This window comes from Prosthecobacter algae (assembly GCF_039542385.1).
In the GTDB taxonomy this organism is placed as follows: Bacteria; Verrucomicrobiota; Verrucomicrobiia; order Verrucomicrobiales; family Verrucomicrobiaceae; genus Prosthecobacter; species Prosthecobacter algae.
Map to the genome: position 1 here is coordinate 158,241 of NZ_BAABIA010000011.1, position 17,205 is coordinate 175,445.

General features: G+C 59.5%; 8 protein-coding genes. 1 reads left to right on the plus strand and 7 read right to left on the minus strand.

All coding sequences use genetic code 11. The features are described from left to right. Positions 1–6: 6 nt before the first annotated feature. From ABEB25_RS22310 to ABEB25_RS22340, 7 genes are all read right to left on the minus strand, one after another. Complete coding sequence (locus ABEB25_RS22310; protein ID WP_345738662.1) at positions 7–1,311, minus strand: 3-deoxy-D-manno-octulosonic acid transferase; 1,305 nt, start codon at positions 1,309–1,311, stop codon at positions 7–9. 72 nt (positions 1,312–1,383) lie between these two features. Further along, positions 1,384–1,941, minus strand: a complete 558-nt coding sequence (gene rsmD, locus ABEB25_RS22315; RefSeq protein ID WP_345738663.1) for a 16S rRNA (guanine(966)-N(2))-methyltransferase RsmD — start codon at positions 1,939–1,941, stop codon at positions 1,384–1,386. A gap of 48 nt (positions 1,942–1,989) precedes the next feature. After that, positions 1,990–3,459: a sulfatase family protein gene (locus ABEB25_RS22320; RefSeq protein WP_345738664.1), complete on the minus strand. Its 1,470-nt coding sequence runs from the start codon at positions 3,457–3,459 to the stop codon at positions 1,990–1,992. 88 nt (positions 3,460–3,547) lie between these two features. Continuing rightward, positions 3,548–5,002, minus strand: a complete 1,455-nt coding sequence (locus ABEB25_RS22325; protein ID WP_345738665.1) for a DUF1501 domain-containing protein — start codon at positions 5,000–5,002, stop codon at positions 3,548–3,550. A gap of 18 nt (positions 5,003–5,020) precedes the next feature. After that, the gene (locus ABEB25_RS22330) at positions 5,021–8,197 is read right to left on the minus strand and encodes a DUF1553 domain-containing protein (protein WP_345738666.1); all 3,177 of its coding nucleotides are present in this window, start codon (positions 8,195–8,197) and stop codon (positions 5,021–5,023) included. Between the two features lie 139 nt (positions 8,198–8,336). Next, the gene (locus ABEB25_RS22335) at positions 8,337–9,794 is read right to left on the minus strand and encodes a DUF1501 domain-containing protein (protein ID WP_345738667.1); all 1,458 of its coding nucleotides are present in this window, start codon (positions 9,792–9,794) and stop codon (positions 8,337–8,339) included. Beyond that, complete coding sequence (locus tag ABEB25_RS22340; RefSeq protein ID WP_345738668.1) at positions 9,791–12,313, minus strand: PSD1 and planctomycete cytochrome C domain-containing protein; 2,523 nt, start codon at positions 12,311–12,313, stop codon at positions 9,791–9,793. The genes ABEB25_RS22335 and ABEB25_RS22340 overlap by 4 nt, the downstream gene beginning before the upstream one ends. A 265-nt stretch (positions 12,314–12,578) precedes the next feature. On the opposite strand from ABEB25_RS22340, the gene ABEB25_RS22345 reads away from it, so the two are divergent. Beyond that, complete coding sequence (locus ABEB25_RS22345) at positions 12,579–17,204, plus strand: beta strand repeat-containing protein (RefSeq protein ID WP_345738669.1); 4,626 nt, start codon at positions 12,579–12,581, stop codon at positions 17,202–17,204. The last annotated feature ends 1 nt before the right edge of the window (position 17,205 follow it).

Sequence of the window (17,205 nt, forward strand, 5' to 3'; positions counted from 1 at the left end):
GACCTGCTACAAGAGCGCCAGTGTCTTGGCCGTCGCACCTTCGTGCCTGGCCAGAGCCGCATGACCATTGTCGCCGAGCACCTGGCATTGCGCCGGATCACGCAGCAGCGCATCCAACTGCTGTTCCAACGTTGCCACGTCGGCCACTTGAACGGCTCCTTTTCTCGCCAGCAGCAGCTCAATGAGCGCGTGGAAGTTTTCCATGTGGGGGCCGAACAGCACTGGCTTGCGGGCCATGACGGCTTCCGCAGGATTCTGCCCTCCTGTCGCCAGGAAACTTTTGCCCACGACCACGACGGTGGCCAATGACTGCCAGGCCCGCAGTTCTCCGGTGGTATCAATGAGCAGGTCTGGCGAGGGTGACTGAACGGCGCTGCGGCGCTGTGGACGGAGCCCCAGGCTGCCGAGTTCTTCGAGCAGGGTCGCTGTGCGCTCGACATGCCGGGGCACAATGAGCAAGGCCAGTGGGGGATGTTTTTGACGCAGACGCTGGGTCATCTCTGCCAGCAGCACTTCCTCACCTGGGTGCGTGCTGGCCAGGAGGAGGATGGGCTGTTGCGACTGAATGCCGGCCTTGTCCAAAACTGCGCGCAGGGCCTGCACCTGGGCAGGATCTGGGGCGGCACCTTGCGGATCAAACTTGATGCTGCCTGTATGGTGGACACGATCGGCTGTGAGGCCTAGGCGAGTCCAGCGTTGCACATCCTCAGGCTCCTGCACCAGCACTTGATGCAGCATGGCAAACACAGGCCGGATGAAGAAACCGAGCTGATGATAGCGGCGTTCCGAACGCGGCGATAAACGTGCATTGACCAAAGAAACCGGAATGTGCCTGCGAATGGCCGAAGCGACCAGATTGGGCCACACCTCGGCCTCCACCAGCACCAGTTGCGAAGGAGCCAGCTCCTCCAAAAAACGGGCTCCCACACCGGGCAGATCCAAAGGGGAGTAGAGCACCACGACTCGGCCTGGGTGCCGAGCGGCAAACTCAGCGGCAAGGGCATGCCCGGTAGGAGTGGTGGTGGTGAGCACGATTCCGGTGTGCGAACGTTCACTTCGCAGCAGGGCGATGAGTTTCGTGGCGATGCCCACTTCGCCGACGCTGACGGCGTGGATCCAAAGCCGATCCTTGCCAGCAGGCAGGGCCGCGAGAGCCTGTCTTTGCTCCTGCGAAAAGAAGCCGAGCCTTTGCACCAGATCCCGCCAGTGCCCACCGCGCTGGCGCATCTTGCGGATGGCCCCAGGAAGCATGGCGAGCACGCCTGCGGGCAGCAGCAAATTGTAAAGGCAGAGGCTGAGAGTCTTGGACATGCAGAAGAGGCGGCCAGGATGGCGCTGACGTGAAAAGGGCGGGCAATTCCATGCCATCGCCCGGCGCAGACGCTACCGCTTTCTCAACCAGAGAATGCGGGTGCTGCCATATTCCCGATCCCGCACCATCTCCCACGGTCCCCATTCAATGGGGGCCGCCTTCGTGACTCGGCATTCCAGAATGAGGCTGCCACCTGGGGCCATGAGGGCCTGGAGTTCTGGCAAAAGGGCCAGCTTCAGGCTGAGATCTTCCTCCCCGGGCTTGTTGGCATAGGGCGGATCTGCAAAGACGAGATCGAAGGTCGTGGTGCCCGCCATTTGGGGCAAAATTTTGAAGACATCCCCCTGGCGTACCGAGGCCCCTTCGAGGCGGGTTTTGGTGATGTTTTTACGGATGACCTCACAGGCGGCACGGTCTTGTTCAATAAGCAGGGCACTGGCGGCCCCACGGCTGAGGCATTCCAGGCCCAGTGCGCCGGAACCGGCAAACACATCCAGCACGCGGGCACCATCCACCAACTCTCCCAGCATGTTAAAAATGGCCTGCTTCACCCGGTCCTGAGTGGGACGAGTGACGTTTTTGGGGACGTCCAGGGGGATGCCCCCGGCACTGCCTGAGATGAGCCGCATCACTGACGCTAGCGAGGATGCGCCGCCTTGTCGAGTCCTGGCCTCGTTTCAGTTCACCGGGGTGGTTTCATGGAGGCCATACTGATGCATCCACCAGGCCAGACGCTGGGCATCCGAAGGTTCGTTTTTGAAACCGCGCTTGCTCCAGGTGCGGAGGTAATCCTGCTTTTTGTCGCGCTGGATTTCTGGCAAAGAAGGCTCGGTAGCCGCGGCAGGCAAGGCTCCGCGGTCGCCTGTTGATCGGATCCAGGAATCCAGTTCCGACTGGAGGACTTTTATCTGGTGGGCTTGCTGGGGATCGGCGGCCACATTGATGAGGCCCGTGGGGTCGGCCTCCAGATTGTAGAGTTCCAAAGGTTCACGCTGAGGCTGGACGTAACGCGCCTGCAACGGGGAGAGGCTGCCCTTTTTGGCCAGTTCCCGAATCAAAGCCATGCCAGGATAGCCGGCCTCTTTGTAGCTGGACCAGTTCAATCGCGGAAGCTCTGGATGGAAGTTTTGGATCAGGAGATGATTCGCGGTGATGACGGCGCGGATGCGATCCTCCGCATCTCCACAGCGGTCACGGGCGGCGAAGATCTGAACGCGATCAGGAAAACTGTCATCCAGCAGTGGACGGCCTTGCATCCACCCTGGGATAGGTTGGCCAGCCTGGGCCAGCATGGTAGGAGCCAGATCAATGAGACTCACTAAACGCTCTTCCACCCCACCAGCAGGAATTTGAGGACCACGGATCAGCAAAGGGACCTGCAAACCTTCGATGCTCAGCCACTGCTTTCCCCAGGGCATGGGGCGGCCATGATCGGCAAAGAACATGATGATGGTGTCTTCCATGACCCCTGCGTTTTCAAGCTGATCCAGGATGGCTCCTACCCGACGGTCCACGACCTCCACACTGCGCAGATAAGCGTACCAGTCCCGGCGTGTCAGCGGATGGTCCGGGTAATTCGGCGGAAGCTGAATCTTGCGCAGAGCCTCCTCATCGTAGCTCTCCGGGATGGGGAATGGGCGATGCGGTTCTGAGATCTGGAACTGGGCAAAAAAGGGCTGCCCAGGCTGACGTTGGGTCCAGTCCGTCCCATCGAACATCTCCGCGGGATCATGGGCAAAGTTGTAGTGTGTCTTGGCCTTTGCCTTCGGCTTGCTGCCACCGGGTGCTACGGCATTGGTGACAAACCAGCCTGCCTGGCGCAAGAGGCCGGGCAGGTGCTGATAGGGTGCGGGCAAGGGTTGGGGATTCTCCACATCATGCGCATGCAGGCCGGTGGTGGTCTGGTAGGTACCGAGGATGAAGGCCGAACGCGAGGAACTGCACACAGGTGCGCTGGCATAGGCGTGGGTGTAGCGGCGGCCTTCCCTGGCCAGCCTGTCTAGGTTAGGTGTCTTAACCCCTGCGGCTCCGTAAGCAGCGATGTCTGGCGACATGTCATCGGCCACGATCCAGACAAAGTTCGGTCCTGCCGCAGGCAGCATGGGCGCAGCCAGTCCAAACAAACCAAAAAGGAGTATCCGCATCATAGATGCGGCTGAAAACGAACCTCAGGCACAGATGTTGCAGGCTCTTCAACATGCGGAAAAAGCCTGCCAATTCATCCCGGATGATGCGTCAGGCGATCAGCGCCTTGACGACTTTCGCAGCTTCGACGCCGGTCAGCTTCTGATCCAGCCCCTGGAACTTGTAGGTGAAGCGATCACTGTTGTAACCGAGCAAGTGCAGCACCGTGGCATGGAAGTCACGGATGTGCAGCGGGTCCTTGACGATGTTATAGCTAAATTCATCGGTCTCGCCATAGATCGCGCCACCTTTGGCGCCACCGCCAGCCATCCACATGGTGAAGCAGCGCGGGTGGTGATCCCGCCCATAGTTCTCCTTGGTCAGGCCGCCCTGACTGTAAATGGTGCGGCCGAATTCCCCGCCCCAGATGATGAGGGTATCCTCAAACATGCCGCGCTGCTTGAGGTCCTCGATGAGGGCGTGGCAGGGCTGGTCAATGTCTTTGCACTGGCTGGGCATGCGCCCGCCCACGTTGCTATGATGGTCCCAGTTGTTCAGGTAAATCTGAGTGAAGCGGACGCCTCGCTCCGCAAGGCGGCGGGCCATGAGCACGCTGTTGGCAAAGGTGCCAGGCTTCTTCGCCTCGTCTCCATACATCTTGAAAATGTGATCGGGTTCCTTGGAAAGGTCAGTCAGCTCAGGCACGCTGGCCTGCATGCGGAAGGCCATTTCGTATTGCTGAATTCGGGTGTGCGTTTCGGGATCGCCCACTTGCTGGTAATTCAGTTCATTGAGCGCATTCAATCCTTCGATGGTGCGTTTGCGCACACTGCTAGGCACACCAGGAGGGTTATTGATGAAGAGGATGGGATCTCCCTTGCTACGGAAGGAAACACCTGCGTGTTCACCAGGAAGATAACCGCTGGACCAAAGGCGGGATGAGATCGCCTGCTCCTGCTCGCGGTTCGTTGGCGTGGCAATAAGGACCACAAAATTGGGCAGATTGGAGTTCACTGAGCCCAGGCCATAAGAAGCCCAGGAACCCAGGCAAGGCCGCCCGGTGATCTGGTTGCCTGTCTGCATGGCGCAGATGGCAGGCTCGTGGTTGATGGCCTCCGTGTGCATGGAACGCATCCAGCAGATGTCATCGGCATTCTTGGAGAGGTGGGGCAGCAGGTCGGAGTTCATCCACATGCCGCACTTGCCGTACTGGGCGAAGTTGAACTTCGAAGGTGCAATCGGGAAACGCGCCTGCCCACTGGTCATCGTGGTGAGACGCTGGCCATTGCGAATGCTCGCTGGCAGGTCCTTGTCATACCAGTCCTTCATGCCCGGCTTGTAATCGAACAGATCCATCTGCGAAGGACCACCGACCATGTGCAGGTAGATGACCCGCTTAGCCTTCGGTGCCCAATGCGGGGCCACACTCCCCTGCCCTGCCTGGACCTGGCCGCTCATGGCCTCGCCTAACAAAGAGGATAGTGCGGCTGCGCCCAGCGCATTTTTCCCTCGTGAGAAAAACTGGCGGCGTGTTTCAAAGGTGTTCCATTCGTTGAGAAGGCTCATAATCGGAAAATTGGGGGATTACTTGTTCAGCACTTCGTCCAGGTTCATGACCTGGCTGGAGACCATGGTCCAGGCGGCGAGTTCAGCCGGGGCGAGTTTTTCGTCGGGTTTGGTTTCACCGACGACGATGAGGGCCTGGGCATCCTCAGGTGTTGCCTGATAGTGGTCGCGAAGGTCTTTCAGGCTGGCCTGTAGGATGGCAGATTCCTGCGGACGGAGAGGACGGCAAAGCAGGCGCTGGGAAATGGTGGCCAGCTTTTGGGCATCATCTCCACCAGTTTTAATCGCCTGCTGGGCGAGGTTGCGGGAGGCCTCGATGAACTGAGGGTCGTTCATGACCACAAGGGCCTGTAGGGGCGTATTGGTGCGGTCGCGACGGACGCAGCTCACTTCGCGGCTTGGAGCATTAAAAACATCCATGTTGGCCGGAGGGGCCATACGTTTCCAGAAGTTGTAAAGCGTGCGGCGATAGAGGTTCTCACCTTTGTCTTGAACGTATTTTTCGGTCCCCATGCCGACCACTTCCCAGACGTTTTCCGGCTGGTAAGGAAGCGTGCCGGGGCCACCCATTTTAGGGGAGAGGGAGCTGCTGGCCGCAAGGGCGTAGTCACGGATCATTTCCGCATCCATACGGAAACGAGGGCCACGGCTGAGAAAGGCATTGTCGCGGTCTTTTTCGATTTTCTCCGGTGTGATGATTGTGGCCTGTCGGTAGGCGGCAGAGGTGACCAGCATCTTGTAAAAGCGCTTCACATCCCAGCCGCTTTCGCGGAACTCCACCGCCAACCAGTCTAGCAATTCTGGGTGAGTGGGGGCGCTGCCCATGATGCCAAAGTCCTCGCTGGTGACGACGATGCCACGGCCGAACAGCTCCTGCCACATGCGGTTCACCGTGACTCGGGCCGTGAGCGTGTTTTCTTCACTGACAAGCCAGCGAGCCAGGCCGAGACGGTTCTTGGGGGCCTCCGGCTTCAGCTTGCCCAGGGCCACTGGCACGGCGGCATCGACGGCCTCACCCACTTGGTCATATTGACCGCGCATGAGGATGTTGGCCATTGGTTGCGTATCCATTTTCTCTTCCTGAATGTGGGTCAGCGGGCTGCGGGCCTTGATGGCGGCGAGTTCGGCCTCCAGTTTGACCGATGTTTGGTTGGCCGACTGATAGCCCGCATGGCGAGTGACGAGGTAGTGCTCAAAAAGGGCCTCTTTCTGCTTCGGTCCACGTTTGGCCGAGGCGAGCATCAGACGCAGGGGACCAACCTTGGAGATGGTCTGGATTTCAGTGGCAGAAAGAAGGCGGTCATAGATACGCACATCCTGCACAGAGCCTTCATGGAAGACCTGCACATGGCTGCGCTGGCCGATGCGTGTGGGCGTGGTTGTCTTGATGCTGCCCTTCAGGTCGTTGTTGTCGATCTTCAGTTCCTGGGCCACGCCATCAATGTACATCTTCACTCCCTGGGCCTTGCCTTTGCCATCATAGGTCACAAACACATGCTGCCAGACGCCAGGGCGGATGCTGGGTTTCTTGGTGCTGACCTTCAGCGCATCGTCCGGCCAAGTATTGACGATGTGGACGGAATAGGTGCGATCATTCTGATAAAGATCCCAACCGCGATAGCCGCCCTTTTCATCCATGCGGGCCAGGATGCCGCCGCTCATGCCGACTTTACCGGCACGCACCCAGGCACCGTAGCTGAAGCCCTGATCCTTTTCAAAATTGCCGACGTCACCGATTTCAAAGGTGCCGTTGGTCTTCATCACAGGCGCAGGGCCGATCTTTCCATCGGGCTTCCAGGAGACTTCACCTGTGGCCTTGAATTTCTTCGTGGCTCCGCAGGTGCCGATCACTTCGCTACCCACGCCTTCGTTTAGCGGCACGTGGGCGACCATGCCTTTGGCAGGCACATCCTTGTCCAGGTCCTCCGGCTTGGCGGAGGTCAGCCACTGGTCAAACTCGCCTGTGGCCAGCTTGCGATTCTCATTCAGCTTGGTCTTGATCGTGGCGATCTCTGCGGGCAGTGCCTGCCAGCGTGGACGGTCTTTTTCTTCGGGCAGCACCAAGATGGGGCCATTGCCATCCTTCACATTGCCGTCCTTGGGCTTCTGCGTGGTATTGCGGAAGAAGGCGGCGAGGGAGTAATAATCGCGCTGAGAGATGGGATCGAACTTATGATCGTGGCACTGAGAACAATTCGTTGTTAGGCCCATGTAAACCCAGCCGAGCGTCTGCACGCGGTCGGAGGCATAGTTGGCGAGGTTTTCTTCATCGATCGTGCCGCCTTCATTGGTGGTGATGTTGCAGCGCTGAAAGCCTGTGGCGATGAGCTGGCTCTCCGTCGGTTTTGGCAGGAGGTCACCAGCGATCTGTTCGACGGTAAACTGATCGAAAGGCTGGTTGCCATTAAAGGCCTTCACCACCCAGTCGCGGTAGGGCCACATTTCCCGGGGCTTGTCGAAATGCAGTCCGTGAGTGTCGCCATAACGGGCGGCATCCAGCCAGTAGCGGGCACGATGCTCGCCATAATGGGGGGATTTTAGAAGCTCATCCACCAGTTCATTGTAGGCGACATCGGACAGACGATTGCCTTCCACCTTTTTCAGGTATCGCTCCACCAGTGCTGGGGCAGGTGGAAGGCCGGTGAGGTCCAGGGTGACGCGACGGATGAGCGCATGGGCCTCCGCTTCGGGCGCAGGCTTGAGTCCCAGGTTCTCCAGCTTGGCGAGGACAAAGCGGTCCACAGGAGTCTTTGCCCAGGCCGTGTTTTTGACTTCCGGCTGCGGAGCACGTTCAGGCTTAATGAGCGACCAATGGGGCTGCCAGGGCGCACCTTCTTCGATCCAGGCCTTAATCTTGGCAATCTGCTCCGGCTTCAACTCCTTGTGAGATTCCGGCGGGGGCATGATCTCGTCCTCATCCTTGGATAGCAGGCGCTGATAGAGCGGGCTGTCTTCGGGTTTACCTTTGAGAACGGTGGGTGATTCGCCTTCCTTGGCGGTGAAAAAACCGGCCTCGGTGTCGAGACGAAGCCCGGCTTTGCGAGTGCCCGGATCAGGACCATGACAATGGAAACAGGCGTCTGCCAGAATGGGGCGAATGTCCTGATTGAACATCACCCGGCCCGTATTGGCGCCAAAGAGGCTGCCATGAAGGGCAATAAAACCTAATGTGACATGGAGACGTACTAAAGTCATGGTTATGGAATTACGGGAAAGCTAACAATATCTTACGCCAAGATGGCTTTTTTTGATCTTGGTCACACGCCAGAATCAAAATGGGCGGGACCTTGCTCAAAATATGCCAAGGAAGGCAACCGACGGTGGGAGAAATGACTCAGGCGACGATCTCGCGGATCACCTTGCCAAAGTCGCGCTCCAGGCGTTTGCGACCGGGGATTTCCAGCCGGTGAGGATTGAGACCTAACAAATGAAGGATGGTCGCGTGGATATCGGTAACGTAATGCGGATGCTCGACAGCGTGGAAGCCCAGCTCGTCCGAGGCCCCGTGAATGGTGCCGCCTTTGATGCCACCTCCGGCCATCCAGACACTGAAGGCAAACGGGTGGTGATCGCGGCCATCGCTGCCCTGTGTGCCGGGGGTGCGCCCAAACTCTGTGGCAAAAACCACCAGGGTATCTTCCAGCAAGCCACGCTGCTTCAAGTCTTTGAGCAGGCCGGAGATGGGTTTGTCCACCTGCTCAGCCAACTTCGAGTGACTGCTTCTAAGCCCTGAATGGGAATCCCAGGCTCCTGCGGCCCCATCACCATGCTGGATCTGGATGAAACGGACGCCGCGCTCCACCAGACGGCGGGCGACGAGGAGCTGGCGGGCGAAGGGCTCTGTCGCTTTTTGATCCAAGCCGTACAAGCGCTGTGTCTCGGCGCTTTCATCCTCCAGATTCAATGTTTCCGGTACAGCGGTCTGCATCCGGTAGGCGAGATCGTAGCTTTTCATGCGAGCCAGCAGCGCGCGGTCCCCCGGATATTGCTGCGCCGTCAGCTGATTCAGCCGATGGATCATGCCGAATTGGGCGGCCTGCTCGGGCCCGGTCATCTCGGCCTCCGGTTTGGCAAAGGAGAGCGGATTCTTGGGGTCCACCTTCAGGTTCACGGCGTCATAGGCTGGCCCCAGGTAGTGACCGTCGCGCGTGTCAAAGTAACGCGGCCCCATGTTGATAAAGGAGGGCAGGTCATCGGTCATGGTGCCGAGGCCATAGTTGACCCAGGCCCCGAGGGTGGGCACGCGCGGCTCCAGCATGTGGCGACCGCTGGCAAACTGCACCTGCGCGCCATGATTGTTGTCGGTGGTCCACATGCTGCGGACAAAGGCGATCTCATCGGCACAGGAACCGATGTGGGGAAACCAGTCGCTGATCTCCACCCCGCATTGGCCATAGCGCTTATAGCCAGTCTGCATCGGATAGATGACATTGCGCTGCTGGCCATTGGCGTCATTGACCACCACCACGCGCACGTTTTTCAGCTTCTCGGGACTGAGCACTTCCTTAAAGGGAGTCTCCTCAATGCTTTTGCCAGCATAACGATTGAGCATGGGCTTAGGGTCAAAGCTCTCCATGTGGCTGACCCCGCCGCGCATGAACAGCCAGATGACACGCTTCGCCTTCGGGGCATGCATGGGCAGGCCATCCGGCGGGGCCCAGGTGCCAGCGCCCACAGCCTCACGCGCTAGCATGGCCTGCAAGGCGACGCCTGTAAGCCCGGAGCCGAGACTGCCAAGGAAATGACGCCGGGACTGTGCCTGGCTAAGGCCGGAGGAAAGGTCCATGTTCATCGCAGGGTGACAAAGTCGTTATGGTTGAAAAGGGCCTGGAGGAAAAGCTCCCGCCGCAGAACGGAAAGGCTTTCGAGGCAGGTGTTCATCTCTACCGCATGCGGAGCACGGCCAAGAACGGCCGAGAAGGACTGGCTAACAAACGATGCGTTACCGAGCTTTTCCAGCTTCCGGTTCAGGGCCAGGGCGCACTCATGGGAAAGTTTGCTGTTCGCCAGGGCCAGCGCCTGCTGGGGCACGATGCTTTCCTCACGGCGATAGCAGTCGAGCACGTTGGCATTGTCAAACATGGCGAGGAAGCGGTGCTCCTCATCGGCGGTCTGATTGAAATAAAGCGAACGGCGTGTGCTGGTCTCCATCTTCACGGGGTCCAGCGTTGGGCCGCCCTGAGTCAGATCCAGCCGACCGGCAATGAAGAGCAGGCTATCGCGCACGACCTGGGACTCCATGCGGCGAGGATTCATGCGCCAGTAGCAGGTGTTGTCGGGATCTGCCTCCAGCGTGGCTGGATGTGCCCCAGCACTGGAGGAGTCGCGGGCATAAAGCTCGCTCAGGACCATTTCGCGGTGCAGCCGCTTGAGGCCCCAACCTTCCTCCATAAAACGGACAGCGAGGGTATCGAGAATGTCCTGATGAAGTGGCGCGGGGCTGCGACGGCCAAAGTCACTAACATCGGTCACCAGGGCGGTGCCGAAGTGACGCAGCCAGACATGGTTCACCAGCACGCGGGCCGTGAGCGGGTGCTGCCGGGCGGCCATCCAGCGGGCGAGGGCTAGGCGGCGACCACTGGTGGTTTCAGGGTAGCTTTGCACCTCGGCATTGTTGGGATCATCCGGGCCTTCCTGGGCTTTGAGACTGGCGCGAATGGAAGCATAGGCGTTGCCGGGGGCGGCAGCCCTCTCCCGGGCTTTCTGGAGCGCAGCCCTTGCTTCCCCAAGCTTTTTGTTAGCAGCGGTTTTCTTTTTGGTATCCGCGCCTGCCAGGGCCGGATCTTTTTCCGCCCGATGACAGGCTTCTTCGGCGAGTGCCAGCCGATAGCCGGCATCTGCCGCAGCGGCCTGGGCGGCGAGCTTTTTGTCCGCCGGGGCTGCATCGGCTGCATGAATGGCACGCAGCATAGCTGGACGCGCCTGTGCGACGGCCAGAGAAAGTTCCGCTAGCGGGCGTGCCTCCGGGCTGGCATTCTTCAATTCCTTTTCAGCGGCTGCCAGGGAAAGTGCCGCAGCAGCCAGGTGATCCTTCAACACAAAAGGCAGGAGTGCTGGGCGGACACTGCCCACGGGCAGCTTCAGGGAGACTGGCTGATAAACATCCCCGCCAAGAATCTTGGGCACACCGGCAGGCTGGGCCTTGGATTTGTCCTCATTCTTCTCGTCTCCCCGCACATGACGGTAGGTAGGGCGGTCGAGGTGCAGATCGTAAACCCGCGGCAGGCCGTTCTTTTCCAGATTCGTCTCCCCTGGCAGCGGGTCCAACCGCACGTGCATGGGCTCGAAGACGGCACGCATACGGTAGTATTCGCCATGCTCCACGGGATCATACTTATGGTCGTGGCATTTGACACACTGCATGGTTAGGCCAAGGAAGGAGCGGCAGGTATGCTCCACCGTTTCATCCAGCCAGGTGGTGCGGTTGAAGAGATAATAGCTGCGCGCCAGGAAACCTGTGGCGCGCAGGTTGCTACGATCCTCCGGGGCCAGCTCATCAGCCGCCAGCATCTGTACGATCATTTCATCGTAGCCCTTGTCCGCATTCAGCGATTCGACGATCCAGTCACGCCAGTGCCAGAGGTGCTTTTGACTGTGACGGAGCTGGTCCCCCAGGCCATACCAGTCGCTGTAACGCCAGATGTCCATGAAGTGGCGGCCCCAGCGTTCGCCGTATTGAGGCGAGGTGAGGAGGCTGTCCACCACCTTGACACGAGCCTGCGGAGCGCGGCCTGCATCCGCATTCTCCTGAAGAAAGGACTGCACCTGCTCCGGCGTGGGCGGAAGACCGATGAGATCCAGATACACACGTCGCAGCCACACCTCCGGAGCTGCGGGAGGCCGAGGCTGAAGGTGGCGTGACTGGAGCCGCTGGGAGAGCAGCGCATCCAGCGAACTGCCCGTAGATTTGGGAAGATGATAGGCCCAGTGCTCCCGGGGGTCGGCCTCGGCCTTCTCATCCGCCGGGCCTGGTGCACCGGCCTGGATCCAGGTTTTTAGCAAAGCCACCTGTTCCGGGGTGAAGGCGGCCCCTTCCCCTTCCGGCGGCATACGTTCATCCAGATCTGTGGTGGTGACACGCTCCAGCAGCAGTGCATGATCCTGCGCAATGGCATTGCCTTCATCACCGCCAGATTTCATGAGGGCGACCGTGTCCACCCGCAGTCCTGCTTTTTGTTTGAGCGCCCCATGACAGGCATAACAGCGCTCCTGCAGCAGAGGTTTGATGTCCTTCAGATAATCCACAGCGGCCACGCCCCCCGAGAATGGCAGAAGACCTGCCAGCAGGATCAGCCTCTTGGTTTGGGACACAGGTGCAGAAAAAGTCACCCTGCACATACGCTGAAGCCGGGAGATGTTTTGCGGTTAGGCATTTCAAAAATGCAGCCGTCACGCCAACTGAACTGATCCTGCCCAACAATTGATACTGTTGTGCTGAGATGTGCGGACTTCGCGTGATTCGGCACGGGCGCTGCTAGTGAAAGGAGTTACCCCCCGAACGTCACTGCCAAAGAACAGCCTCTGGCTGCTTCAGGAAGTCCACGGCCGCGATGCGCGAGGGGAAACCTTGCTGAACATGAAAACAACCGTGATCCTTCTGGGACTCCTCGCCATCGCACCCGCCATGGTTGCCCAGACCTACTTCTTCGATGGTGATCTGGGCGTGGCTGGCATCCAAAATGGCAGCGCCGCCTGGAGCACCAATGCCGCTCTGCCGACCAATCTACGCTGGTTCAAGGACGACACCTACAGCGCCTGGGACAACAGCGGTCTGGCCATTGCCGAATTTGGCAGCACCAGCAGCACTTCCGGCGGCACGCTGACTCTGGATGGTGAGATCAAGGTGGCGGGCATGAACTTCACAGCCCTGGGCGCTCCCATCGGTTCCAACGCTTATGCCTTTACGGGTGGCACACTGAATGTGGGTACGGGAAGCATCATCAACATCGCCAATGCGGCCTCCGGCGGTAGCCTGGGCGGCCAGTGGATCACCTTCACTTCCCTGCTGAAGGGCAACAATTTGACCTTCCAAAAATCCGGCGGCTCCACCATTGCCTTCATCCGGCTGAATTCGGCGAACACAGAACTGACTGGCACACTCACCCTCAAGAGTGCCGTAGGAGCCACCAGCGGGATTTATGCTAGCATCGGCAGCCCGACTTACATCAGCAGCCTCAGCAGCATTGATGTGCAGGCAGGCTCCGTTTACAACCCAACGGGCACTGGCACCTATGCCGTTCCCGTGACCATGAGCGGGGCCGGGGCCTCGAACTATGGTGCCATCCGTGTGGACGGTTCAAACTCGACTTTCAGTGGTGCGCTGACCTTGAGCGGCGACGCCCGTTTCCACACGCATATCAATACGGTCAATACCTCCATCAGCGGCGGCATCGGTGAGACAGGCGGCAGCAGGGCCTTCACCCGCACGGCAGCCACTCCGGTGAATACCATCCTTCCTCTTACGACCACTTACAGCGGCATCAGCAACTACACCGGATCCACCATTCTCGGGCGTCTAACCAACATCATCAGCACCACGGAAACCAGCGGCACGGAGGGCGGTGTGAATGTGCTGGATTTTGCCGCCTTAAATTCACCCACCACCAACATGCTTTACAATGGCACCGCTACCGGGGCCTTGCAGATGATCGGCGGACTGACAGTGCCGACGGTGCTGCGGCTGAATGGCGCGGCCAACAAGGACAATTCGCAGAGCTTTGCCAGCACCAGTGTGCAACAGAGCGCCACGGCCATCCAGGCGGTTTCTGGTTTTAATGGCAGCATGACACTGAACCTGGGCGCCATCACCCGCACTGGCAATGGCGTCCTGGCCATCACGGGTCCTCTCTCAGGCCAGGTCACCGGTAGCGTAGGCGGTGTGTCCGACGGATTAATCGGCACCTGGGCCACGTATGCTGGGGCTGATGGCAAGACCGGCGGCTGGGCGGGCCTAACAGCAGGTGTGGTAGGCATTTTTGAAGGGGACCTGGCTTATGCCGGAGGCAGCACCGTGAGCACGCAGCCAGGGTATACTGCCGAGGCTCATTTGCAGGTTGCAGCCGGATCCGCAGGTGCGGTAACTTTTGAAAGCGGTGTGACCGATCTGGCCACAGTTTCCATGACGGACAGCACCAACGCACGCCAGTTGGATCTCGGTAGTAAGACCCTACGCTTGGGTGCGGCGGGCGGCCTGCAAATGCTGCAAGGAGCCCAGGGCCTAAATGTGGGCGCGGTGGGCGATAGCAGCGTGCTGACAGCCGGAGGCGCGAACAATGTGGCCGGACAGATCCTGCTGACCAATATGTCCACCTCCCAGGCACTGACGGTGCATTCGGCCATCACTAACAATGGCACCGGGGCCGTGAGCCTGAATCTAAATGGCAACGGGCGCACCGTGCTCACAGGAACAAACACCTTCACTGGCATCGTGGCCATTCAGAGCGGTATTTTGGAAGTGCGCAGCAGCCAGGCCCTCGGCGGTACGGGAGCTGCCGCGGTGACCAAGATCATGACTGGAGCCTCGCTGAATCTTTCAGGTGACATCACCCTCGGAGAAACCATCCAGGCCAATGGGCACGGCATCGCGCTGGACGGGGCCATTAGAAATCTCAGCGGCGTAAACACCATCACTCCATCAGTACGCGTGCAGTCCTCCACACGTTTCACTTCCGATGCTGGCCTGCTAATTTTGGCAGGAGGCTTCACCACCCAGAGTAGTGCCACGGGTTACACCTTCTCCGGCAACGGGGACATCGAAGTTCGTGGCCCCATTACAGCCACCTCCGGCCTTTTAACCAAGGAAAGCAGTGGCACTCTGACACTCACAGGAGCGAGTAATGCGACGGGTATCACCACGGTCAACAACGGCAGCCTGCACCTCAACTTTGACGGCATCGGCGCACCCGCGACTAACATTCTTTACAGCGGAGCCACCCTCAGCAGCACAGTCGGCTCGCTGACCTTGGGCGGAGGTTACTTTCGCACCACGGGCAAGACGGACTCCGCTAGCAGTCAGGCCCTGGGCACGCTGACGCTGAACAGCGGATACTCACGCATTGGTGCGGCTTCAACCGGCACCGGCAGCATGGACATCACCTTCGGGGCCATCACCCGTACTCTCGGGGGAACAGCCCGCTTTGACCTGCCAGCACTTGGGGCAATCAAGACCACCGCTGGTGCCAACAATGCCTTGCTGACAAGCACCGGTGGTGGAGCCTACGCTACCGTAGGCCTGGATGACTGGGCGGCCACCACAGCAGCCGTTTCCACGTTGCGAAACATCGTGGGCCTTTCCAGCATCGGTGGTTATACGGCCAGCAGCACAGGGACCCTCAGTGGCAATGCAGACATTGCCCCTGGTGTGGGCACCACCACATTGACTGCCAGCAGCGCCATCAGCAGTCTGCGATTCAATCAGGCCCAGGCCTCCACCATCACTCAGGATGCCAGCGGGCGCATGCTCACCACCGGCGGTATTCTGGTCACCCCGGCTGTGGGTGCAAATACGAGCGCCATCCGCACCACCAGCCTACGCGGCGCGGTGGGATCGGCGGACTTGGTCGTTTTCCAAAACAACACTGCTGCACCACTCGTCATCAGCAGCCGCATCCTGAACAATGCGGCCAGCGGCACTGGCAGCGCGGCTGGCCTGACCAAAGCGGGGCCCGGCACCCTGATCTTGGAATACGACTCCGCGTATGCAGCGGGGGATTACACTGGAGCTACCAGAATCCAGAATGGTACGCTTCAGCTTGTAAAAAACACAGCCACCGCCATCAGCTACTACCTGTATGCCAGCACACCGTTCATTTTCGGCAGCGGCAGCACCAGCGGCAAAATGATCTTGGGCAGCACCACCACAGGACATGCCGTGACGCAGTATGGCGGCCTGCGAACGGAGGGCAGCGGAACGGCCAATGCGCTGGTGGGCGGCACTGCCAACCTTTCCACTTTTCTTCACTATGTCAGCGGTACCTTCGATTTCCGTAGCGCCTTCATCGGGGGCACGGGCACCAACGAAAACAACCTGAACCTCACCATTTCCCTAGGCACACTGCAACTGGGACCCGCGAACACTTATCGCGGAAAGACCACCCTGCTGCAAAATACCATCGAGGTCACCAAGTTAGCAGACCGTGGGCTCCCCAGTTCGCTCGGCACTGGCGACTTCAACAGTACCACGCACATCATTGACATGGCGACAGCGACCACCAATTCGCAAAACTTCAGTGCTGTGGCCACTTTGCGCTACACGGGTTCCACTGATTCTGTGACCAACCGGCCGCTGAATGTCAGCAATGCCGACATTCCAGGGGATGTCGTTTCCGTGGTAGCTATCCTGGAAAATACAGGCACTGGCACGGTCAAGTTCACCGCCCCCTTCACCGCTGCGGGCAGCAATACCGTGCAGCGTGTGCTGCGCCTTTCAGGAACCAATGCCGGGGCCAATGAGATCGTCAGTTTCGCCAATGTCAGCAGCAGCATCACCAGCAAGATTGAAAAGACAGGTACGGGCTCCTGGATCATCACGGGCGGAAGCACATACAGTGGGGGAACCTCGGTTGAAAACGGCACGCTCTTGGTCACCAATGCCACAGGTTCAGGCACTGGAACAGGCCCCGTCAATGTCAGCGCGGGTGCCGTGCTAGGAGGTACCGGGCGCATCGCGCCTGCCATGAACGAGATCATCACCCTCGCAGGCGGGACTTTGCAGGTCGGCACGGAACTTCCAGGCCTGCCCGCTGCGGGTGCTGGTAAGCTCACGATTCATCTATCAGGAGACGGTCTCATGGTCATGATGGGGGGATCCACCTTTGCCTTTGATCTCTTTTCCGGTGCTGGCCTGGGCGACAACACCAGTCTCTCCACTTCGGCAGACCTGGCTGTGATCCTGGGGATTCTGAGCATGGATTCCGATACCATCGTGAAAGTATCCAATCCCACAGGGATGACCGCTTGGGCAGCCGATGATCAGTGGCGGTTGTTTGACTGGTCGGGCCTGACGGAGCCTGTTGCGGGGGATGTTACCCAGTTCGATCTGCCCACCTTGCCCTCAGGTCTGGTGTGGAACACGGAGGACTTGTTCACCACCGGCATCCTCAGCATCAGCCTCGTTCCAGAGCCCTCTCGGGCTCTACTGCTGCTGGTTTCCGTCGCTGCCCTCGCGCTTCGCCGTCGGCGCAGCGGGCTGTGTCAGAACTGAA

Excerpts from the sequence above, each read along its gene's own strand:
- ABEB25_RS22310 (WP_345738662.1), bottom strand. The coding sequence starts at position 1,311 with ATGTCCAAGACTCTCAGCCTCTGCCTTTACAATTTGCTGCTGCCCGCA.
- rsmD (WP_345738663.1), bottom strand. The coding sequence starts at position 1,941 with ATGCGGCTCATCTCAGGCAGTGCCGGGGGCATCCCCCTGGACGTCCCC.
- ABEB25_RS22320 (WP_345738664.1), bottom strand. The coding sequence starts at position 3,459 with ATGATGCGGATACTCCTTTTTGGTTTGTTTGGACTGGCTGCGCCCATG.
- ABEB25_RS22325 (WP_345738665.1), bottom strand. The coding sequence starts at position 5,002 with ATGAGCCTTCTCAACGAATGGAACACCTTTGAAACACGCCGCCAGTTT.
- ABEB25_RS22330 (WP_345738666.1), bottom strand. The coding sequence starts at position 8,197 with ATGACTTTAGTACGTCTCCATGTCACATTAGGTTTTATTGCCCTTCAT.
- ABEB25_RS22335 (WP_345738667.1), bottom strand. The coding sequence starts at position 9,794 with ATGAACATGGACCTTTCCTCCGGCCTTAGCCAGGCACAGTCCCGGCGT.
- ABEB25_RS22345 (WP_345738669.1), top strand. The coding sequence starts at position 12,579 with ATGAAAACAACCGTGATCCTTCTGGGACTCCTCGCCATCGCACCCGCC.